This is a genomic window from Mesorhizobium sp. P2_A8, assembly GCF_056404935.1.
In genome coordinates this window covers 50,579-72,682 of sequence record NZ_JBFUDB010000010.1, presented here as the reverse complement: position 1 = coordinate 72,682, position 22,104 = coordinate 50,579, and the positions used below count along the sequence as shown (strand labels likewise).

The window sequence follows — 22,104 nt, the reverse complement described above, 5'->3', positions numbered from 1 at the left end:
AACCGGGTCCACTTTTTGGCGACATGCATTGGAATTGCCCTATTCGATCAGGCCCAGCCGCAACGCCTTGGCAACGGCCTGGTTGCGGTTGACGGCGTTGAGCTTCTGGGTCGACTGAGTCAGGTACTGGTTGGCGGTGTGCACCGAAAGCTTCAGAAGCCGTGCGATCTCCTCGCTTGTGTTGCCATTGGCGGTCAGCTTCAGGCATTCGAGCTCACGCTTGGAGATCGCGCGCATGCGGCCGGCTTCGATCGGGCGGATGCGGGCGACGGCGGCGAACAATGAAAAGCAGCGGGCGTGGATTTCGTAGAGGGCGTCCTGCGGCAGGGCGATCTCGGACCCCAGGAATACGACGAGGCCGCATTGCCCGCGATCGGCATGGACAGGGAAGGCGATGCCGCTGGTGCCGGGCGCCAGCGGCGCCATCTGTTCGGTCCAGGCGAGATTGCCGAACGCCTCCGCGATGGCGGCGACCCCGTCGTCCGTCCACCAGCGCGGCTCCGTCGAGTTCCGGGTGTGGCGCACGATCTCCTCGCCATTGGCGCCTGAAATGAACTTCGTTGCCACCGCAATGCCGGGATAGTCGGAATCAAGACAAGGGACGAGCCGTGCCCGTTCGGGCGAGGGGCTGACGAAGAACAGGCCGAAGGCCGAGGCGTTGATGTCGACAGCGATCCAGCGGCAGCGGCGCACGGCGTCGGGAATGGTGACGGCGTGATGGGTTTCGGAGCCGAGCGAGAAGGCGCCGAACGGATTGCGCTGCTCGTTGAAAAGGGCTTCGGCAGCCTCCTTGATATCGGCGTGTTTCAAATGATGCCGCTCCTGATCGCCGTGGCGATGGCCATCGCGCGGTTGCTGGCCGCGAATTTCTGGATGGCGTGGGTGATGTAGCTGTTGACGGTGTTGGAGGAGACGCCAAGGATGACGGCAACCTCGTCGGTGGTCTTGCCTTCGGAGACCCAGAACAGGCATTCGCGCTCACGATCCGACAGCGGGTCCTGCATGGCGGCGGCGGCAATCAATTGCGGGATGTGCGAGAGCGCGTAGCAGCACTTCAACTGCGCCCGCATCAGCGCCGGCTGGTCGATCTTGCCGGCGGTTGCGGCCGAAAACAGCGCGAACAGGCGCTGGCGGCCGACATTCAGCCGGAGCGAATAGATCTCGGCATGGCCGAGCACGTCGAGAAGCCGCGCCTCCTCGCCGGTGACCAATCCGTCTGCCTCGGGTGCCTGGGAGGCTACAAGCGGTCTCGGGCGGATGCCGGGCGCGACGGTGAGCGCACCTTGCGCAAGCCCGGCGATCAGCCGCTTGCCGGTCAGCTCGATGGCGTCGAAAATCCAGTTTGACGAAACGATGCGCGCATCGTTGCGGTCCTGGTCGTGGACAATTGCAACCAGCATGTAGCTGTCGGCGCCGATCTCGGCGGTCAGTTGCATGAAAAAGCTGGTGAGATCACCGCGCGACGTCAGGCGCGAGCCCAATGTGTCGGATTGAAGAAGCGCGGCGGGACTGCTCATTCTTGTTGCTTTTGGCCGGAATCGTTTCTGCCGTCCGGATGCTGGGTGCCAGCCGCCGAACCCGAATACGCATTACTTTGACGAAGACACACTCATGGCGCAGAGCTGCGCCAACCAGATCCGAATCCATTCAGGGAACGCGAAGCCGTCCGCGTCTGGTGCCGGAAAATCTCCGGAACGTGAGACTTTGGGTGGTCGCCGCGCCCCCCAAGGACCGGCTGATTCGGGTCTAATCTACCCGCAGATGAATCCGACATCAAACGCGATTTGACAAAAACGAATCTGGTGGACTCGTGTGCGACTCAGAGGCGGGCTCGCAAGCCTTTTCGCGACTCTGGGGGTCACTGATACGCCGACACGAAAAAGCCGGACGATATTGCGAAGCTGCGGTATCGAGGGCCGATCGATTCCGATAGGTTTCGCCGACCGGCAGGGATGGGCGTCCCGTCGGTCGGACTGGGCGAGACGGCCAGCGCTTGTTCGCGGCCATCGGCATGGGGATGATCATGAAGCGGGAGACCTCGGCCGGCCTGTTTGGTTCGCTGATAGGCGCCGTCGGCTCCGGTTCGACGCTGGCGGACCAGCAGAGCCGGATGACAGTGCGCACCCAGCTGACGCTCGACGCGGTGCAGAAACAGGCGCTGGCACTGTCGTCGCTCGATCCGTCACTGATCGTGGTGGCAGGCGATCCGGACGTGGTGATGCCGCAACTTGCCGCGATCGGCCTCAGGGATGTCGAGATCGTCAAGCGCGGCGATGAAGGCGAGCAGACGGCGATGCGGGCGCTTGATCTTCTCGGTGGCAAGCAGCAGGCGCCGCTGTCCGCCTCGCCATGGCGGGTCGGCGACGGCGGCACGACGCGCGCGGTGCATTCCTGCACTGTAGCAAAGGATTGCGGCGCGCAGATCCACGCCGATTGATCGGTTACATGCGCGGCCGCCGGCCGCGCGCAAATCTTGGCACTGTTGGTTTCGGGGGAAACGATGAGCGATTCATTTCGGGAAGTAACATCCGTCTCGTGGTTCGGGCGGATCAAGCGCGCGGTCGGTGGGGTCATCTTCGGCCTGCTCTTGATCGTGCTGATGGTGATCGGGCTGTTCTGGAACGAGGGCCGCGCGGTGCAGACGGCACGCTCGCTGGCCGAAGGGGCCGGCGCCGTGGTTTCGGCCAGCGCCGACAACGTCGATGCCGCCAATGACGGCAAACTGGTGCATGTCAGTGGGCCGGTGACGACGGATAGTGGCCTGTCAGATCCGGACTTCGGCATTGCGGCGCAAGGGCTGCGTCTGTCGCGCGATGTCGAGATGTACCAGTGGAAGGAAGAGTCCAAATCCGAGACCACCAAGAAGCTTGGCGGCGGCGAAGAGACGGTGACCACCTACAGCTATTCGAAGGTTTGGGACGACAGCCAGATCGACTCGTCGGATTTCAAGAAGCCGGATGGCCACCAGAATCCGTCGATGGCGATCCACAGCCGGACCTTCCAGATCCCGGAAGGCAAGCTTGGCGCATTCACGCTCGACACGCCGGTGCTTGATCGCATCGAGGGCGACAAGGACTATTCGCTGTCGGCCAACCAGTCGGCTGCGATCAAGGCCGCGTACACGGGCGCCCGGCCGCTCAACATCGTCGACGGCAAGATCTATCTCGGCGTCGACACGACAACGCCGGCGCTGGGCGACTACCGCATCGGCTACGAGTTGGCGCCGCTCGGCGTGGTCAGCATCGTGGGGCGCCAGGCCGGCAGCCGGTTCGAGCCTTACCAGACGGTGGCCGGCGACCAATTGCTGATGGTCGACACCGGCACTGTCCCGGCCGACAAGATGTTTGCCGAAGCGGTCAGCGCAAACACGCTGACTACCTGGCTACTGCGTGCCGCTGGCCTGCTGTTGCTGACGATCGGCTTTGCGCTGTTCCTCAGCCCGATCGGCGTCATCCTCGACGTCATACCGTTCCTCGGCAGCATGGCCCGGATGGGAACCGGCATCATCGCCTTCTTCCTGGCGATCCTGGTCGGCACGACGACGATCGCCATCGCCTGGTTCTGGTATCGGCCGCTGCTTGCGGCGGGTATCCTGGTCGCCGGCATCATCGCGGCGGCGGTGGTCTACTATCTCGGGCGCTCGCGCAAGGCAGCCGCACCAGCGGTCGTGCCGAGCACCGGCACCTGATCGCGAGAGCCGGGCGGCGTTGCTGCCCGGTCCTGGTTTTTGCATATGCCTGTCGTTGCCCCAAACCGCTGCACACTTTGGGCGACAGGCATCTACCTGTCTTCAAATCCGGTCAGCACGCCAACGGCGTTGACGCCGATCTCCTCGACGGCATAACCGCCTTCCATGACGAACAGCGTCGGCAGGCCGAGCCTGGCGATGCGGCGGCCGATCTTGGGATAGTCTGATATCTTCAGCTTGAACTGGCTGATCGGGTCCTTCTCGAAGGTGTCGACGCCGAGCGAGACGACGACGACATCCGGCGCGTAAGCAGTAAGCTTGGCGCAGGCATCCTCGAGCGAGGCGTTCCAGGCGTCCCAGCCGGTGCCGAAGGGCATCGGATAGTTGATGTTGAAGCCCTCGCCGGCGCCGGCGCCGCGTTCATCGGCATGGCCGAGGAAGAACGGATACTCGACCATCGGATCGCCGTGCAGATTTAGGACCTGCACGTCGGCGCGGTCATAGAAGATTTCCTGCGTGCCGTTGCCATGGTGGTAGTCGACATCGAGGATGGAGACGCGGCTGGCGCCCTGGTCGCGGAACCATTGCGCGGCGACTGCGGCGTTGTTGATGAAGCAATAGCCGCCCATGAATCCGGCCCCTGCGTGATGGCCGGGCGGACGGCAAAGCGCGAAGGCGGATGCCTCGCCGCCCTTGATCAGGCCGGCGGCGGTCAGCGCCACGTCATAGGACGATTTGATCGCGGCCCATGTGCCTTCGACGAAGGTGGCGCCGGCATCGAAGGAATAGTAGCCGAGCAGGCCTTCGATACGCTTTGGCGGTACGTCGCCGCGCAGGCCGCGCGTCGGCCAGGTGAAGGGCATTGCCGAGCCCTTGAAACCGGCTTCTACCCATTGCGGCCAGACCGTCGGCAGGAAGTCGATGTAGTCGGCCTTGTGGATCCGCTTGGCGGCGGCAAGGTCGTGCTCAAGCGGCAGGACGATCGGACCCAGCTTTTCGCTTTCGACCCGCGCCCTGATGAATTCGGCCCGCGAAGGCTTTTCGAAACCCGGCACGATGGCAGCGGTGACAAGTTCCATCTGGCCGGTATGGCCAGCATGAAGCGGCGAATAGACAGTTTTCATAGAATTCCTCTCGAAGTGCGAAATCAGTCAAGATCGAGATAGGGGCTCACCAGAGCGAGCCACATGGTTTCCACATCGTCCTCGATGAGGTCGAACGTCTTGCGATCCTTCTTCAGCCCCACAAGCCGGCAGACGTGCCCGACCTCCATCATCACCACGCCGAGCCGGCTGGCGATCTTGTCTTCAAGAGCCGGGTTCACATGCCGCAGCCAAGCCGCGTAGAGGGCGATGATCTGGTCGTCATATTCGTTCTGGATCGGCCTGAGGTCGGCGTTGCCTGAAATAGCCTCGATCACCGGCATCAGGCTGGCGTTTTCGAGATAGAGCCTGGACGTGTCGATGAAGAGCTTGCGCACTTCCCGCCGAAACTCTTCGCGGTTGGTGGGCGGTGCGACCTTGATTCGTTTCGCGATCACCTCGGGAAAGGATGACAGCCAGCGCCGGGCGAGGTCCAGAAGAATTGCCTCCTTGTTGGGAAAATATTGGTAGACCGAACCGACCGACAGGCCCGCGCGCTGCGCAATGGCAAGCGTCGTCGGCGTCTTGGTTCCTTGCTCCCGCGTCAAGATCAGAGCCGCGTCGAGAATCCTGTCGACCACCTTGCTCGACCGTTGTTGCCGCGGCTGCTTGCGCGGCTCGAGCGCTATCCTGGTTATGCGGTCGAGACTGCGCTTCACTGCCTGATGTCCTCGTTCCCCGCCCGGTCCCAACGCACGCGGAGGGTGCTGTCCGCAATACAAATTCCGCATGTTGACAAACGCGAATAATTAGTCGCATTCTTTATCCACGCTGTCTTCAGGGATAACAAGGGGAATTTCGAAGACAGCGTGCCGGCATCATTTTTTTCCCATAGCGCCGCTCCAGTGGAGTGGCCGGTCGTGGGCACGGGTTGTCGGTATCAGTCAGTCGTCAAAAGCGCGGAGTCGCGATGTCTGTCACGGGTGCGGGTCATAGTGCTGATCTGATCGTCATCAACGGTCGTGTGCTGACCATGGACGTTGACAATCCCGCTACCGAGGCTGTTGCCGTCAAGGACGGCGCCATCATCGCCATTGGCAGCCGCGCCTCCATCGAAGAGCTCAAGGGACCGGCCACCAAGGTCATCGACGCCAAGGGCGGTTCAGTGATCCCGGGCTTTATCGAAGCCCATATGCATCTTTTCGGCGGCGCCGCGGAACTCGACAATCTGTATCTGGCAGGCGTGCATGGCTTCGATGCCCTGCGCGATTCGATCCAGGCCTTTGCAGCGAAACGGCCGAACGTAAAGCTGCTGGTTGGCGCCGGCGTCGACTATGCGATACTGCCCGAGCCGGTCACGCGCCATCATCTCGACAGGATCATTCCCGACCGTCCCTTCGCCATGTCGGCTTCCGACCATCACACCATGTGGGCCAACACCAAGGCACTGGAGGAGGCTGGCCTGCTTCACGGCAAGCGAGTGGGGCCGGGCAACGAAATCGTCATGGGCGCGGATGGACTGGCGTCCGGCGAATTGCGTGAGGGTGAAGCGTTCGGTCCGATCCTGGAGTTCTACGGTCAGAACCGAACGCGGCTCGGGCTGACGGGCGAGGAGCCGCACCCTTATCCATCCGCCGAAGAACTCGCGGCTGACCGTGACCTGATGCATCGCGGGCTGGAATGGTGTGCCCGCCACGGCATCACCTCGATCCAGAACATGGATGGCAACCTCTACCAGCTCGAACTGCTTGCCGGCCTCGAACAGGAAGGGCGGCTGTTGTGCCGCACGCAAATTCCTTTCCACTTCAAGAACTTCATGGACCTCGACATGCTTGAAAAAGCATCGACGATGGCTTCGACCTACAAATCGGAGTGGCTGTCGTCGGGCATGGTCAAGGTATTCTACGACGGTGTGCTCGATTCATGGACGGCGGTGATGGTCGAACCCTATGCGGATCGTCCGGACTGGGTCGGCGAGCCGCTATTTTCGCCAGAACATTTCGCGCGAGTGGCGGTGGAGGCCGACCGACGCGGCCTGCAGATCGCGGTGCATTCGATTGGCGACGGCGCGGTGCGCGCCGTGCTGGACGGCTACGAGGCGGCGCGGAAGGCAAACGGCAAACGCGACAGCCGGCATCGGATCGAGCACATCGAAGTCACCACCGACGCCGATGTGCCGCGCTTCGCCGAGCTCGGTGTCATTGCGTCGATGCAGCCGCCGCATCCGCCAGGGGCGCTGAATTTTCCGCTCGAACCGACACTCTCGCGCATCGGCCGCAAGAAATGGCCGCTGAGCTACGCTTGGCGAACGCTGAAGACCGCTGGCGCGCGCGTCGTGTTCGCTTCGGACTGGCCGGTATCGCCGGTCGATCCAATCCTGGGCATTCAGGCGGCAATGCTGCGCAAACCGTGGGCAGAAGGCGATCCCGACCAGAGCTTTTCGCTGCAAGAGTCGCTTGCAGCCTACACGGTAGAGGGTGCCTATGCCGAATTCGCCGAGCACCGCAAAGGCCGTCTGAAGCCCGGCTATCTGGCGGATCTCGTGGTGCTCTCGGCCGATATCGAGAAGACCGCGCCGGAAGCGCTGGACACGGTGCGGCCGGTGACAACGATTTGCGGTGGCAAGGTGACTTATCAAGCCTGACGGTGGCATGGGAATTGCCTTTTGAATCAAGATTCAGTTACGCAGTTGCCAAGCCGGCTGCCATGTGATGACAATCAAACAGGAACGAAACCTGCCGCAAAGAGCAGGCTTTCTCAATGGGGTAATCGTGCCGGAACAACCGGGTAAGAATGCGATCGAAGTCCGTGGTGTGCGCAAGGTTTTCGGTACGGGGGAGGCGCAAGTCGCCGCGCTGGATACCGTTTCCGTCTCCATCCGCGAAAATGAGTTCTTCACGCTGCTCGGCCCGTCCGGCTGCGGCAAGACAACGCTTTTACGGCTAATAGCCGGCTTCGATTTTCCGAGCGCCGGCGAAATCCTGCTCTATGGCCAGGACATCGCGCCGCTGCCGCCGTTCAAGCGGCCGGTCAATACCGTCTTCCAGTCCTATGCGCTGTTCCCGCACATGACGGTCGCCGAGAATATCGGCTTTGGTCTGGAGATGCTGGGCAAGCCGAAGGCCGAGATCAAGGCCCGCGTGGCCCAGATGCTGAAGCTGGTGAAGATGGAGGCGCTGGCGGGCCGCCGCACCAGCCAGATTTCAGGCGGCCAGCAACAGCGCGTGGCGCTGGCACGGGCACTCGCACCACAGCCGAAAGTACTGTTGCTCGATGAGCCCTTGTCGGCGCTCGACTACAAGCTGCGCAAGGAAATGCAGATCGAATTGAAGCGGCTGCAGCACGAGACCGGCATCACTTTCATCTTCGTCACCCATGATCAGGAAGAAGCGCTGACCATGTCGGACCGCATCGCGGTGATGTCAGCCGGCAAGATCCTGCAGGTCGGCTCGCCGCGCGACATCTATGACCGTCCGGCGGAGCGCTTCGTCGCCGACTTCATCGGCGAAACAAATTTCCTGAAGGGCACCGTCGTGTCGAAGAAGTCCGGCGTCGCCACTGTAAGGATCGCTTCCGACGCAATGGTGGCGGCGGGGTTTCCCGACAGCTTCGATCCTTCCGGGGAAGTGACGGTCGTGGTGCGGCCCGAACATGCGGATCTGATTGCCGATGCGGCCAAGGGTACTGTCGCCGGGACCTTGGCGAATGTCGTCTACTTCGGCACCGACACCCACTACCACGTGAACCTCGACGGCGGTGACAATTTCATCGTGCGCCATCAGAACAGCCGCTCGAGTGCGGTGGCATTCGAGCCGGGCGCCAAAGTCGGCATCGTGTTCGAGGATGGCGGCGCGCGGATATTGAGGGACTGATGACAAACGCAGTTCCGCAAGCCGCACTGTTCGAAGCCAAAGCGGCACGGGCCGCGAGCCGCCGCAATCGCCTGCTGTCGACGCCGGCGCTGATCATCATCGGTGTGTTTGGCGTGCTGCCGCTGCTGATCATCTGCGTCTATTCGTTTCTCGAGGCCGCGCCCTATGGCGGCGTGAAGTGGAAGTTTTCGACGGATGCCTATCTGAACTTCCTGTTTCAACGAGATATTTTCGACGACACGCTGCAGTTCACGCCGGATTTCCTGATCATTTATCTGCGCTCGTTTCTCTTTGCCGTGGTGACGACGGTCATCTGCCTGCTGCTTGGTTTTCCGACCGCCTATTTCATGGCGACGCGGACCCCGGCGCAGCGTAACTGGTGGGTGCTGCTGATCACCATTCCGTTCTGGTCGAACCTGTTGGTGCGCACGCTGGCGATCATGTTCATCATTCGCGATGAAGGCCTCATCAACAATCTGCTGATGGGGCTTGGCGTGATCGAGAAGCCGATCACCATGCTCTACACAAATTTCGCCATTCAGCTCGGCCTGCTTTACTCGTTTTTGCCGTTTATGATCCTGCCGCTCTATGCCAGCCTGGAGAAGCTGGATTTCCGGCTGGTCGAGGCTGCCAACGACCTCTATGCAACACGCCGGCAAGTTCTTTGGCGGGTGATCATCCCGCTGTCGCTGCCCGGCATCATAGCGGGCTGCCTGCTCGTTTTCATTCCGGCGCTCGGGGCCTATGTGACGCCGCTGATCCTCGGCGGCGGCATCCACCTGATGATCGGCGATCTCATCGCCCAGCAATTCGGCTCCGGTCGCAACTGGCCGCTCGGCTGCGCCCAGGCGCTGATCCTGATGGCGGCGGTGCTGGTGGCTCTCTACTTCTACGTTCGCAACACGTCGGGGAAAATCCAGCATGGCTGACCCCCGCAACCTCGACATCAAGGACCAGCCGGGATTTCGCACGATCGCCATCATATGCGTTGGCGTGCTTTACGTACCGATCCTGATCCTAATGGTGTTTTCATTCAACACGGGGTCGCTCGTTACCCATTGGGAAGGTATCGGCCTGACCTGGTACGGCAGTGCGCTGCTCAACGAGGAATTCCACAGAGCCGCCGCGAACACGCTGATCATCTCGGTGAGCGCGACGATCATTTCGACGATATGCGCTACGCTGGCGGCGATCGGCATGACCCGGGTAAAGCCGTGGCGCGGGCTTTCGGCGGCTTTCATGGTGATCAATCTGCCGCTGATGGTCCCCGAGATCATCACGGCGGTGGCGACCTTGTCCTTCTTCGCCTTGATCGCCGGGGCTTTCGGACTGAATTTCGGCATCGGCAATCTGATCCTCGCTCATTCGGTGTTTTGCATTCCTTTTGCTTATATGCCGATCCGGGCGCGTCTCGAGGACATGGATCTGACGCTCGAATCTGCCGCGGCCGATCTCTATGCCACCCCCTGGCATGCGTTCCGGCGCATCACGCTGCCCTTGCTCATTCCCGGCATTCTGTCAGGTGCGGCACTCGCCTTCATCGTATCCTTTGACGATTTCACCATCACGCAGCTCGTCGCGGGGCCTGGGCAGACGACGCTGCCTCTCTATATCTGGAACCAGATCAGGCGGCCGATGACGCCGGAGATCAATGCCATCTCCACCATCCTGCTGCTGGTCTCGATCCTCTTCGTCTCGGTATCGTTCCTCATCGCGCGCCGACGCGCCAATTGAATTAATGGGAAGGCAAAGGAGAACAAGAATGTCTCGGAAACTGATGGCTGCCGTTTCGACCGCAGCGCTTTTATGGGCAGTGCCGGCGCTCGCCGATGGCGAGCTGCATATCTACAATTGGGGTGACTACACCAATCCCAAGCTGATCGAAAAGTTCGAAAAACAGTACAACATCAAGGTCACGCTGGACGATTATGATTCCAACGAAACCATGCTGTCGAAAGTGCGCGCCGGCAATTCGGGCTATGACATCGTGGTGCCATCGGACTACACAGTGAAGATCATGGTCGACGAGGGTCTGCTCGAAAAGACCGAGCCCGCGTCAATGCCGAACGGCAAGAACATCGATCCGCGTTTCCTGGACATCTATTGGGACAGCGGCCGCCACTACACCGCGCCGTGGCAGTTCGGCACCACAACGTTCGAAGTCAACACTGACAAGTACAAGGGCAACATCGACACGCTGGCAATCCTCTTCAACCCGCCGGACGAGTTGAAGGGCCAGATCAACATGCTCGACGACGTCAACACCGTCATGCATGCGGCCGAACGCTATGCGGGCGTGCCGCGATGCGGCGCTGAAAAGGCCGACCTCAAGAAAGTCAACGACATCCTAGTGGCCGCCAAGCCGTCATGGAAGACCTTCAGCTACGACACGATCACCAAGATCACCTCCGGCGACGTGATCGTCACACAAGCGTGGAACGGCGCGACCTATCGCGCTCGCCAGAAAATCCCGGCAATCAAATATTCCTATCCGAAGGAAGGCATTGAAGGCTGGATGGACAATGTCGCGGTTCTGAAGGGCGCCAAGAACCTCGACAATGCGAAGCTGTTCCAGGACTTCATCATGGCTCCGGAAAACGCGGCGCTGATTTCGGAGTTCGCAGGCTACGACAACGGCATTGCAGGCAGCCACAAGTTCCTGCCGGCGGATTTCGCGGCGTCGCCGGAACTCAACCCGCCGGCCGGTGCGCCGGCAGCGGAATTCGTTCCGCCTTGCCCGCCTGAGGTGGTCGAAATCTACAACAAGATCTGGACCAACCTGCGCAAGTAGCTTTCGTCCCAAATCCTTCGGAAGGGGGGCTTCGGCCCCCCTTCTTCGCGCATACGGGGAGGTTCGATGACGTCTTACCGCAATTCCGATCCGATGCCGCCGATCATGCGGGGCTCGCCGCCCGCCATGGTGCTGCCCAAGCTCGACTGGGACCGGCCGCCGTGGAACCGCTGGGCGTTCCAGCATATCAGGGAGTTCCTGCCGACCGCCGAAGTCTGGCGCGGCAATGGCCATCGCCATCGGTTCGACCGCGCCGAGGTCGATCTCGATGGGCTGCCAGTCGAGGACAGCACGGGGGCGCAGACGACACTCGCCGGCCTTCTCGACGAGACCTATACGGACGGTTTCCTGGTGCTCAAGGACGGCAAGATAGCCTATGAGCGCTTTTTCAACGGGATGGGCGAGCGGTCGCTGCATTTGTCGCAATCGATGGCGAAATCGGTCACCGGCTCGGTGTTCGGCATTTTGGTCGGTCGCGGCCTGATCGATCCGGCCAGGCCAGTGACGGACTACCTGCCGGAGCTCGCCGTCACCGGCTGGGCGGGCGCCAGCGTCCAGCACGTGCTCGACATGACGAGCGGGGTGCGCTTTTCCGAGGAATATACCGACCGCTATTCCGACATCGGTCAGGTCGACGTCGCTACCGGCTGGAAGCCGGTACCGCCGGACAGCGATCCGGCCTTTCGCTGGCCCTCGCACATGTTCGAGCTGATCCTCGGCCTCACGGAAACGATCCGTCCGCATGGCGCAGCCTTCGAATACCGCTCGATCGAGACCGATGTGCTCGCCTTCATCATGGAGCGGGTGACTGGAAAACGTCTGCCGCAGCTGGTTTCGGAAGAGCTCTGGCAAAAGCTTGGTGCTGACGAAAGCGCCTGTTTCACCGTCGACAGTGCCGGCTATGCAGTGGCCGATGGCGGCTTCAACGCGACGCTGCGCGACTATGGCCGCTTCGGCCAGTTGATCCTCGACAAAGGCGGCGGCGTGGTGCCGGCCGACTGGATCGAGGCGACGCGCAACGGTAGGCACGGGCCGGACTTCAACCCGAGCCTGCCTGAGGGCAGCTACCGCAACCAGTTCTGGATCGAGGATCCGCGCTCACGCGCGCTGATGTGCCGGGGCGTGTTCGGACAGATGATCCACATCGACTGGAACAGCCGCATGGTCGTGGTGAAGCTTTCGACCTATCCGGATTTCAGCAATGTCGCCTATTCGGTGGCGACGGTGAAGGCCGTGCACGCCATCGCTGCTGCACTGGGCTGAACCCCACAAGAAACGACCTGCAAGGAACCGCCATGACCGGCAAGACCGCGTTCGAGACCCGATACGGCTTCCGCCGCAATGAGGTGCTGCTCGCCAACTGGCGCGAAAACCCGTTCAACCGGTGGTCGTTCCAGAATCTCGGCGAACTGGTGCCGACAGCACGTGTGGCGGTTGCGCCTGATAGTGTCGAGGCGCCGGTGCGGGATATCAGCGGCCTGCTCGGCGACAAAATTACGATCGCCAGCGCGCCGGAGACAGTGGCTGAATTTCTCGCACGCTCGAGCAGCGACGCGCTGACGGTGATGAAGAGCGGCAAGGTCATCGGCGACTGGTTTGCGCCGCATATGGATTTCGGTGCCCGCCACATCATCTTTTCGATCAGCAAGTCGGTGACAGCGATTGTCGCCGGCATACTGGAAGGCGAGGGGATGTTCGATCCGGAAGCGCCGGTGACGGCCTACATCCCGGAAGCCGCCGGCTCGGCCTATGGCGATGCCAGCGTGCGGCATGTGCTCGACATGAGCGTCAGCCTCGATTTCGAGGAGGCCTATCTCGATCCGGAAAGCGCCTTTGCCCGCTATCGCCGCGCCACCCTATGGAACCCGGGCGGTGGCACCGAAAGCCTGCGCGACTTCATCCTGACCTTGCAGCAGCTTGCCGAGCCGCATGGCCAGACCTTCCGCTACCGCTCGCCCAATTCCGACCTGCTCGGCATCCTGCTCGAGCGCGCTTCAGGTCAGCGGTTCAGCGACCTGATGCGCGAGAAACTGTGGCTGCCGCTTGGCGCCGTCAGCGACGCCTCGATCGGGGTCGACATGGAGGGCACGGCGCGCACCGCCGGCGGTATTTCGGTGACACCACGCGACCTGGCGCGTGTCGGCGAGATGATGCGGCAAGGCGGCACGGTCAATGGCCGGCGCATCGTGCCGGAGGCCTGGGTGCGCGACACCACCAGCACCGGCGGCAGCACGGATGCCTGGCAGCGCGGCGCAATGCTGCCGCTGTTCCCCAAGGGCCGCTATCGCAACAAATGGTACCAGACCGGTGCCGAAAACGGCGCCTATTGCGGCATCGGCATCCACGGCCAGTGGCTCTATGTCGATCCCAGGACCGAAGTGGTGATCGCCAAAATGTCGTCGCAGCCGGAGCCGGTCGACGACCCACTCGATATCGAGATCGTCGCCTTCTTCGAGGCGCTGAGCCGGATGGTCTGATCCGCGCCAAGAGCGCCACATTAGCGCACGCTTTCCTGTGGACCCGCTGGGCCGATGAAAACGCGGCGGTTGGCGGACTGAGCGTCTGCGCCTATGGTCGCCGCTCTTTTCGACGAGAGCAGGAACGACATGGCATCCGACATCAAGCGCATTGCCGCCATCATCGCGGCCGAGATCACCGCGCGGCCCGAACAGGCCGCGGCGGCGATCGAACTGCTCGACGAGGGCGCGACGGTGCCGTTCGTGGCGCGCTACCGCAAGGAAGTGACCGGCGGGCTGGACGACACGCAGCTGCGGCTGCTTTCGGAGCGTCTTGTCTATCTGCGCGAGCTCGATGCGCGTCGCGACACCATTCTTGGCTCCATCCGTGATCAGGGCAAGCTGACCGAGGAGCTTGAAGGCAAGATCGCCGCCGCCACCACCAAGGCCGAACTGGAAGATATCTATCTGCCCTACAAGCCGAAGCGGCGCACCAAGGCCGAGATCGCCAGGGAGCGCGGGCTGGGGCCGCTGGCCGAGGCCATCCTTGCCGACCGGTCGCTGGTCCCGGTCGAATTGGCGCTGGCCTATGTCAGCGAAGAGGTGGCTGACGCCAAGGCAGCGCTCGAGGGCGCGCGTGACATCCTGTCGGAACAATTCGCCGAGAATGCCGACCTGGTCGGCAAATTGCGCACCTACATGAAGGAACGCGCCTTCATGCGCGCGCGGGTGGTCGACGGCAAGCAGGAGGCCGGCGCGAAATTCTCCGACTATTTCGATCATGTCGAGCGCTGGGCAAATGTGCCGAGCCATCGCGCGTTGGCCATGCTGCGCGGCCGCAACGAGGAAGTGCTGTCGCTCGACATCGAGGTCGATGCCGACGACACGTCACCGGTGAAGCCGGTCGAACGGATGATCGCCAATGCCTATGCCGTCGGCGGCAGCCTGCCGGGTGACCGCTGGCTGATGGAGGTGGCGGGCTGGACGTGGCGCATCAAGCTTTCGCTGCACCTGACACTCGACCTGATGCGGGACCTGCGCGAGCGGGCAGAAGAGGAAGCGATCCATGTCTTTGCCCGCAACCTGAAGGATCTGCTGCTTGCCGCGCCCGCCGGCTCGCGCGCCACCATGGGGCTCGACCCCGGTATCCGCACCGGCGTCAAGGTGGCGGTGGTCGACGGCACCGGCAAGGTGCTGACGACAACGACGGTCTATCCGTTTCCGCCCAGGAATGACGCACGCGGCACACAGGCGGAACTGGCCAAGCTTATTCGCCTGCACAAGGTCGAGCTGATCTCGATCGGCAACGGCACCGGCAGCCGTGAAACCGAAAAGCTGGTGGCGGACATGCTGTCCGACATGCCGGCGGATGGTGGGCCGAAGCCGCTGAAGGTGATCGTCAGCGAGGCCGGCGCCTCGGTCTATTCGGCTTCAGCGACGGCGGCGGCGGAATTCCCCGGCCTCGACGTGTCGCTGCGTGGCGCGGTGTCGATCGCCCGGCGACTGCAGGATCCGCTGGCCGAACTGGTCAAGATCGAGCCGAAGTCGATCGGCGTCGGCCAGTACCAGCACGATGTCGACCAGTACCGGCTCGGCCGCTCGCTGGAAGCGGTGGTCGAGGATGCGGTCAATGCTGTCGGCGTCGATCTCAACACCGCCTCGGCGCCGCTGCTGGCCCGGGTTTCGGGCCTTGGCGCATCGCTGGCCGACGCCATCGTCGCGCATCGCGATGCGACCGGACCTTTTGCCAGCCGGAAAGATCTGCTCAAGGTGCCCCGCCTTGGACCTCGCGCGTTCGAACAATCCGCCGGCTTCCTGCGCATTGCCAATGGCAGCGAGCCGCTCGACGCCTCGTCGGTGCATCCGGAAGCCTATGGCGTGGCGAAGAAGATCGTCGCCGCCTGCGGCCGCGACGTGCGCGCGCTGATGGGCGACAGTGCAGTGCTCAAGGCACTCGATCCGCGCGTCTTCGTCGATGAGCGTTTCGGCTTGCCGACGGTGCGCGACATCCTGGCTGAGCTGGAAAAGCCCGGCCGCGATCCGCGCCCCGGTTTCAAGACGGCGACCTTCGCCGACGGCATCGACGACATCAAGGATTTGAAGCCCGGCATGCTGCTGGAAGGCACAGTCACCAATGTCGCCGCCTTCGGCGCCTTTGTCGATATCGGCGTGCACCAGGACGGGCTGGTGCATGTCTCGCAACTGGCCGACCGTTTCATCAAGGACGCGCATGAGGTGGTCAAGGCGGGTGATGTGGTCAAGGTGCGCGTCGTCGATGTCGACATCAAGCGCAAGCGCATCGCGCTGTCGATGCGCAGGGATGGCGGCGAGGGAAGTGCATCGAGAGGCGGGCCACGTGACACCACGGGTGGCAAGCCAGCGCCGCGTTCGCCAGCGCCGCAGCGCCAGCCGGAACGGCCGGCGCAGCAAGGTGCGTTCGGCGCGGCACTGGCCGATGCGCTGAAGCGGAAGTAGCTACCAAGCCAGAACAGCCGGCTCCTTCTCAAGCTGCTCCAGCAGCCAGTCGCGAAAGCTGGCGACCGGCGGGTGGCCGCGCTTGTCGTGCGGGACGACGAGATAATAGGCGCTGCGGCTTTGCATCGGCTGGCCGGGCGCAGGCACCAGTTGGCCGCGCTGCAATTCGCCAGCGATGAGAATCAGCGGCAAAAGCGCCACGCCGAGCCCCGCCATGCAGGCCTGGGCGGCGGTGCCGAACTGTTCGAACTGCATGCCCGGTCCTGTCGGCGCGCTCAGGCCCTGGTGCTCGAACCATTCGGTCCAGGCGCCAGGGCGCGTCGCCATGTGCAGCAGCGGCAAGCGGCCGATGTCGGCCGGTGCGGCGATGGCGCGGCCGGCGAGGAATTCGGGTGACACAACCGGCGCCACCGTTTCGCGCACCAGGAGCGTCGAGTCGGCCTCCGGCCAGTCCGGCAGGCCGTAGTGGATGGCGGCATCCAGCCGCTCGCGGGCGAAGTCGAATCGGCCGACGCGGGTGACGAAGTTGATGGTGATATCGGGGTTGCTTTCGACGAAATCGGGGATCATCGGCATCAGCCAGCGCGTGCCGAAGGTTGGCAAGATGGCAAGGTTCAGGATGCCACTATGCCGATTGCTCATCAATCCAAGGGCGCCGTCACGCAATTGGCCAAGCGCCGACCGCACCGCATCGGCGTAGATTTCGCCTGCCGTTGACAGCCTGACGTTGCGGCTGTCGCGTTCGAACAGCCGGCGGCCGAACTGATCCTCCAGCAATCTGATCTGCCGGCTGACCGCGCCCTGGGTCAGATCGAGTTCCTGGGCGGCGGCGGTGAAGCTACCCAGGCGAGCCACCGCCTCGAAGGCGGCAAGAGCGCTGATGTTCGGTAGGAGGCGGCGTTGGACACTCATGATCCATTACTAACGCTCATTGATCGGTGAAGCAATTTCGTTTGATTTTTTCGGGCCGCAGGTCGATAAGCCGGGCCAAGATTTTGCTTCATGCATGTCGCCATCCCAAAACCGCTGAGACTTTTGGGCGATCTGCATCAGTTGGGAGAGAGCTATGGCCGCCGACAAGAATACCTTCGTCTGGGAAGACCCGTTCCTGATCGAGAACCAGCTTTCCGAAGACGAGCGTATGGTGCGCGATGGTGCCGCGGCCTTTGCCGCCGACAAGCTGGCGCCGCGGATCGAGGACGCCTATCTCAACGAGACGTTCGACACGGCGATCTTTCGCGAAATGGGCGAGGCCGGCCTGCTCGGCATCAACATCCCGGAAGAGTTTGGCGGCCTCGGCGCCAACTACGTGACCTACGGGCTGGTGGCGCGTGAAGTGGAGCGCGTCGATTCCGGCTATCGCTCGATGATGAGCGTGCAGTCGTCGCTGGTGATGTACCCGATCTACGCCTATGGCTCGGACGAACAGCGCAAGAAGTATCTGCCGAAACTTGCCAGTGGCGAATGGATCGGCTGCTTCGGCCTGACCGAGCCGGATGCCGGCTCCGACCCGGGCGGCATGAAGACGCGTGCGGAAAAGACCGCCAACGGCTACAAGCTCTCCGGCTCGAAGATGTGGATTTCCAATTCGCCGGTCGCCGATGTTTTCGTCGTCTGGGCGAAGTTGAAGGGCGAGAATGGCAAGGACGAGATCCGCGGCTTCGTGCTGGAAAAGGGCATGAAGGGGCTGTCGGCGCCGAAGATCGGCGGCAAGCTGTCGCTGCGGGCTTCGATCACCGGCGAAGTGGTGATGGAAAGCGTCGAGGTTGGTGAAGACGCGCTGCTGCCGAATGTCTCCGGACTGAAAGGCCCGTTCGGCTGCCTCAACCGGGCCCGTTTCGGCATTTCCTGGGGCTCGATGGGGGCCGCGGAAGATTGCTGGCACCGCGCCCGCCAGTACGGTCTCGACCGCAAGCAGTTCGGCAAGCCGCTGGCCGGCACGCAGCTTTACCAGAAGAAGCTCGCCGACATGCAGACCGAGATCGCGCTGGGATTGCAGGCGAGCCTGCGGGTAGGGCGGTTGCTGGATGAAGGCAAGATGGCGCCGGAGATGATCTCGATCGTCAAGCGCAACAATTGCGGCAAGGCGCTCGACATCGCCCGCCAGGCTCGCGACATGCATGGCGGCAACGGCATCCAGATCGGCTACCACGTCATGCGCCATGCGCAGAACCTGGAGACCGTCAACACCTATGAGGGCACGCATGACGTGCATGCGCTGATCCTGGGGCGGGCGCAGACGGGCCTGCAGGCGTTTTTCTAAGCCGGCACACCTGCTTAAATTAGGTGCACCGCAACATCTCTGCTTGGAGAATGGCCGCCATTTGTGTCAGGGTTCAGCGAATTCGTTTGAAACGCTGAATCCCGGGGCCCCATGGCAATTCTGGCAGCTGTCTACCATCTGACCCACTACAAGTACGACCGGCCGGTGGTTCTCGGGCCGCAGATCATCCGGCTGCAGCCGGCGCCGCATTCCCGCACCAAGGTGTTGAGCCATTCGCTGAAGGTCGAGCCGGCAAACCACTTCGTCAATCTGCAGCAGGACCCGTACGGCAACTTCCTCGCCCGGTTCGTTTTTCCCGAGCCGGTGACAGAACTGAAGATCGAGGTCGATCTCGTCGCCGACATGACGGTCTACAATCCGTTCGATTTCTTCGTCGAGCCGTCAGCCGAGGCGTTTCCGTTCGAGTATCCGGAAGAGATCCGCGACGATCTCGCCATCTACCGCACGCCGGAGCCGGCCGGTCCGCTGCTTTCGGCCTTGCTTGGGACCATCGACCGCAGCGCAAAGAACACCGTCAATTTCCTCGTCGACCTCAATGCCCGGCTGCAGCGCGAAATCGCCTACATCGTGCGCATGGAGACCGGCGTGTTCTCGCCGGAAGAGACGCTGGCCGCGAAAAAAGGTTCGTGCCGGGATTCGAGCTGGCTGCTGGTGCAGATCCTGCGCAACCTCGGCATCGCCGCCCGCTTCGTCTCCGGCTACCTGATTCAGCTCAAGCCCGACCTCGTCGCGCTCGACGGACCGCCGGGAACGGCCGTCGACTTCACCGATTTGCATGCCTGGTGCGAGGTCTATCTTCCGGGCGCCGGCTGGATCGGCTTCGATCCGACCTCCGGCCTGCTCACCGGCGAGAGCCATGTGCCGCTCGCCGCCACGCCGCATTTCCGCAATGCCGCACCGATTTCCGGCATGGCGAGCTTTGCCAACGTCGAGTTCGGCTTCGAGATGCGGGTCGACCGCATCGCCGAGCATCCGCGCATCACCAAGCCGTTCTCGGATGAAAGCTGGCAGGCGCTCGATGCGCTCGGCAACAAGGTCGATGCCGAACTCGCGGAAGGCGACGTGCGGCTGACCATGGGCGGCGAGCCGACTTTCGTGTCGATCGACGATTTCGAGTCCGCCGAGTGGAACACCGCCGCCGTCGGGCCGACCAAACGCGAAAAGGCCGATGCGCTGATCCGGAAGCTGCGCGAGCGGTTTGCGCCCGGCGGCTTCCTGCACTACGGCCAGGGCAAATGGTACCCGGGCGAAAGCCTGCCGCGCTGGACCTTCTCGCTCTACTGGCGCGCCGATGGCCAGCCGGTGTGGAGCGACCCGTCGCTGATCGCGCGCGAAAAGAGCGCGGCCGATGTCGGGCCGAAACAGGCCGAAAGCCTGCTGACGGCGATTGCCGGTGAGCTCGGCATCGAAAAATCCATGGTCAGCGAGGCCTATGAGGATCCGGCGGAGTGGCTGCTCAAGGAAGGCAAGCTGCCGGACAATGTCGATCCGTCCAACTCCAAGCTGGAGGATCCGGAAGAGCGCAGCCGCATGGCGAAGGTGTTCGAACGTGGGCTGACCAAGCCGTCCGGCTACGTGCTGCCCGTCCAGCGCTGGAACAGCCAGGCGTCGGGTCCGCGCTGGCGCTCGGAAAAGTGGAAGACGCGACGCGGCAGGCTGTTCCTGGTGCCGGGCGATTCACCCGTCGGCTATCGCTTGCCGCTCGGCACGCTTCCTTACGTACCGCCGGCGCAGTTCCCCTATATCGTGCCGGTCGATCCCTCGCTGCCGCGCGGGCCGCTGCCGGCGCGCGCGGCGATCCTGCCCATAGCGGCTCCGGCCGAACTCGAAGGCGCCGATGAAATGGCGCGCCGCCAGCAGGCGGTGTCGTTCACCGCGGCAAGCGGCCAACAGGACCGGGTCGAGCAGGAAATCACCGAGATCGGCGGTGCGGTGCGCACAGCACTTTCGGTCGAGCCGCGCGACGGACGGCTCTGCGTGTTCATGCCGCCGGTCGAGGCGCTGGAAGACTATCTCGAACTGGTCGCCGCCGCCGAGAATGCGGCAAAGGCGATCGGCCTGCCGGTGCATATCGAAGGCTACGGCCCGCCGCACGATCCGCGCCTCAACGTCATCCGCGTCGCGCCCGACCCCGGCGTCATCGAGGTCAACATCCACCCCGCTTCCAACTGGCAGGACTGCGTCGCGACGACGACTGCGATCTACGAGGAGGCGCGGCAGACGCGGCTTGGCGCCGACAAGTTCATGATCGATGGCCGTCACACCGGCACCGGCGGTGGCAATCACGTCGTCGTCGGCGGCGCGACGCCCAATGACAGCCCGTTCCTGCGCCGGCCCGATCTGTTGAAGAGCCTGGTGCTGCAGTGGCAGCGGCATCCGTCGCTGTCCTACCTGTTCTCCGGCCTGTTCATCGGCCCGACCAGCCAGGCGCCGCGCTTCGACGAGGCGCGTCACGACTCGCTCTACGAGCTCGAAATCGCGATGGCGCAAGTGCCGCATCCGGACCAGGGCGCGGCACCCTTGCCGTGGCTGGTCGACCGGCTGTTCCGCAACCTGTTGACCGATGTCACCGGGAATACGCACCGTTCGGAAATCTGCATCGACAAGCTTTTCTCGCCGGATGGCCCGACCGGCCGGCTTGGCCTGGTCGAGTTCCGCGGTTTCGAGATGCCGCCCAATGCGCGCATGTCGCTGGCGCAGCAATTGCTGGTGCGCGCCATCATCGCGCGTGCCTGGAAGACCCCGCTCGACGGCCGATTCGTGCGCTGGGGCACCTCGCTGCATGACCGTTTCATGCTGCCGCATCATGTCTGGGCGGATTTTCTCGATGTTCTCGACGACCTCAAGCTCAACGGCTTCGAGTTTCGTCCTGAATGGTTCGACGCCCAGCTCGAATTTCGCTTCCCGTTCTGTGGCGAGGTCCAGCACGCCGGCATCAAGCTGGAACTGCGGCAGGCGCTGGAGCCGTGGCACGTCATGGGCGAACAAGGCGCGATCGGCGGTACCGTCCGTTTCGTCGATTCCTCGGTCGAACGGCTGCAGGTCAAGACAGAGGGCCTCAACCCCGAACGCCATGCGATCGTCTGCAACGGCCGCATCGTGCCGATGAAGGTGACCGATAACCGCGAAGTGGCGGTGGCGGGCGTCCGCTTCAAGGCATGGCAGCCGGCGTCGGGCCTGCATCCGGCACTGCCGGTCAACACGCCGCTGGTCTTCGACATCTATGACCGCTGGTCGGGCCGCGCGGTCGGCGGTTGCGTCTACCATGTCGCCCATCCGGGCGGACGCAACTACGACACTTTCCCTGTCAACGGCAACGAGGCGGAGGCACGGCGGCTCGCCCGCTTCGAACCGCGCGGTCATACGCCGTCCGGCTATGTGCTGCGCGAGGAACAACCGGCGGAAGATTTCCCGATGACCCTTGACCTTCGACGTCCACCAAGACTGTGATCGGAC

17 protein-coding genes are annotated in these 22,104 nt (G+C 63.1%); 12 read left to right on the top strand and 5 right to left on the bottom strand.

Features of this window, described 5'->3' with window-relative positions; genetic code table 11:
• Window positions 1-39 precede the first annotated feature (39 nt).
• A complete protein-coding gene (locus tag AC1D10_RS27510; protein ID WP_477277492.1) occupies window positions 40-810 on the bottom strand; it encodes a helix-turn-helix transcriptional regulator in 771 nt (256 codons plus the stop codon).
• Window positions 807-1,517, bottom strand: coding sequence for a helix-turn-helix transcriptional regulator (locus AC1D10_RS27505; protein WP_477277490.1), 711 nt, complete (start codon window positions 1,515-1,517; stop codon window positions 807-809). The genes AC1D10_RS27510 and AC1D10_RS27505 overlap by 4 nt, the downstream gene beginning before the upstream one ends.
• Before the next feature lie 506 nt (window positions 1,518-2,023).
• Between AC1D10_RS27505 and AC1D10_RS27500 the strand changes: the two genes are divergently transcribed.
• Together AC1D10_RS27500 and AC1D10_RS27495 are read left to right on the top strand one after the other, a co-directional pair.
• Window positions 2,024-2,437 carry a hypothetical protein gene (locus AC1D10_RS27500; protein ID WP_477277488.1) on the top strand — a complete coding sequence of 138 codons (414 nt, stop codon included), beginning with the start codon at window positions 2,024-2,026 and terminating at the stop codon, window positions 2,435-2,437.
• Window positions 2,438-2,500: 63 nt separating this feature from the next.
• Window positions 2,501-3,688 carry a TMEM43 family protein gene (locus AC1D10_RS27495; protein WP_477277486.1) on the top strand — a complete coding sequence of 396 codons (1,188 nt, stop codon included), beginning with the start codon at window positions 2,501-2,503 and terminating at the stop codon, window positions 3,686-3,688.
• A 92-nt stretch (window positions 3,689-3,780) separates the two neighbouring features.
• Here the strand turns inward: AC1D10_RS27495 and AC1D10_RS27490 are convergent, their stop codons facing one another.
• The gene (locus AC1D10_RS27490; RefSeq protein ID WP_477277484.1) at window positions 3,781-4,812 is read right to left on the bottom strand and encodes a histone deacetylase family protein; all 1,032 of its coding nucleotides are present in this window, start codon (window positions 4,810-4,812) and stop codon (window positions 3,781-3,783) included.
• Between the two features lie 23 nt (window positions 4,813-4,835).
• Window positions 4,836-5,489 (bottom strand): TetR/AcrR family transcriptional regulator, encoded by a 654-nt coding sequence (locus tag AC1D10_RS27485; protein ID WP_477277482.1) that lies wholly within the window; start codon window positions 5,487-5,489, stop codon window positions 4,836-4,838.
• 251 nt (window positions 5,490-5,740) lie between these two features.
• On the opposite strand from AC1D10_RS27485, the gene AC1D10_RS27480 reads away from it, so the two are divergent.
• The 8 genes from AC1D10_RS27480 to AC1D10_RS27445 all read left to right on the top strand — a co-directional run bounded on the left by AC1D10_RS27480 (window position 5,741) and on the right by AC1D10_RS27445 (window position 16,364).
• On the top strand, window positions 5,741-7,414 hold the full coding sequence (locus AC1D10_RS27480; protein WP_477277480.1) for an amidohydrolase: 1,674 nt from the start codon (window positions 5,741-5,743) through the stop codon (window positions 7,412-7,414).
• A 127-nt stretch (window positions 7,415-7,541) separates the two neighbouring features.
• Window positions 7,542-8,642: an ABC transporter ATP-binding protein gene (locus AC1D10_RS27475; protein ID WP_477278140.1), complete on the top strand. Its 1,101-nt coding sequence runs from the start codon at window positions 7,542-7,544 to the stop codon at window positions 8,640-8,642.
• Window positions 8,642-9,571, top strand: a complete 930-nt coding sequence (locus AC1D10_RS27470; protein WP_477277478.1) for an ABC transporter permease — start codon at window positions 8,642-8,644, stop codon at window positions 9,569-9,571. The genes AC1D10_RS27475 and AC1D10_RS27470 overlap by 1 nt, the downstream gene beginning before the upstream one ends.
• Window positions 9,564-10,376 (top strand): ABC transporter permease, encoded by an 813-nt coding sequence (locus AC1D10_RS27465; protein WP_477277476.1) that lies wholly within the window; start codon window positions 9,564-9,566, stop codon window positions 10,374-10,376. Before AC1D10_RS27470 ends, AC1D10_RS27465 begins: the two co-directional genes overlap by 8 nt.
• Window positions 10,377-10,404: 28 nt before the next feature.
• Window positions 10,405-11,433, top strand: coding sequence for an extracellular solute-binding protein (locus tag AC1D10_RS27460; protein WP_477277474.1), 1,029 nt, complete (start codon window positions 10,405-10,407; stop codon window positions 11,431-11,433).
• A gap of 66 nt (window positions 11,434-11,499) precedes the next feature.
• Window positions 11,500-12,696, top strand: coding sequence for a serine hydrolase domain-containing protein (locus AC1D10_RS27455; RefSeq protein ID WP_477277472.1), 1,197 nt, complete (start codon window positions 11,500-11,502; stop codon window positions 12,694-12,696).
• Between the two features lie 32 nt (window positions 12,697-12,728).
• Window positions 12,729-13,910, top strand: a complete 1,182-nt coding sequence (locus AC1D10_RS27450) for a serine hydrolase domain-containing protein (RefSeq protein ID WP_477277471.1) — start codon at window positions 12,729-12,731, stop codon at window positions 13,908-13,910.
• A 129-nt stretch (window positions 13,911-14,039) separates the two neighbouring features.
• Window positions 14,040-16,364, top strand: a complete 2,325-nt coding sequence (locus AC1D10_RS27445) for a Tex family protein (RefSeq protein WP_477277469.1) — start codon at window positions 14,040-14,042, stop codon at window positions 16,362-16,364.
• Here AC1D10_RS27445 and AC1D10_RS27440 read toward each other — a convergent pair whose 3' ends face one another.
• Entirely contained in the window at window positions 16,365-17,276 is a 912-nt protein-coding gene (locus AC1D10_RS27440; RefSeq protein WP_477277467.1) for a LysR family transcriptional regulator, read from the bottom strand.
• A gap of 154 nt (window positions 17,277-17,430) precedes the next feature.
• Here AC1D10_RS27440 and AC1D10_RS27435 point away from each other — a divergent pair, with 154 nt between their 5' ends.
• The gene (locus AC1D10_RS27435; protein ID WP_477277465.1) at window positions 17,431-18,627 is read left to right on the top strand and encodes an acyl-CoA dehydrogenase; all 1,197 of its coding nucleotides are present in this window, start codon (window positions 17,431-17,433) and stop codon (window positions 18,625-18,627) included.
• 111 nt (window positions 18,628-18,738) lie between these two features.
• Window positions 18,739-22,098: a transglutaminase family protein gene (locus AC1D10_RS27430; protein ID WP_477277463.1), complete on the top strand. Its 3,360-nt coding sequence runs from the start codon at window positions 18,739-18,741 to the stop codon at window positions 22,096-22,098.
• Window positions 22,099-22,104: the final 6 nt, after the last annotated feature.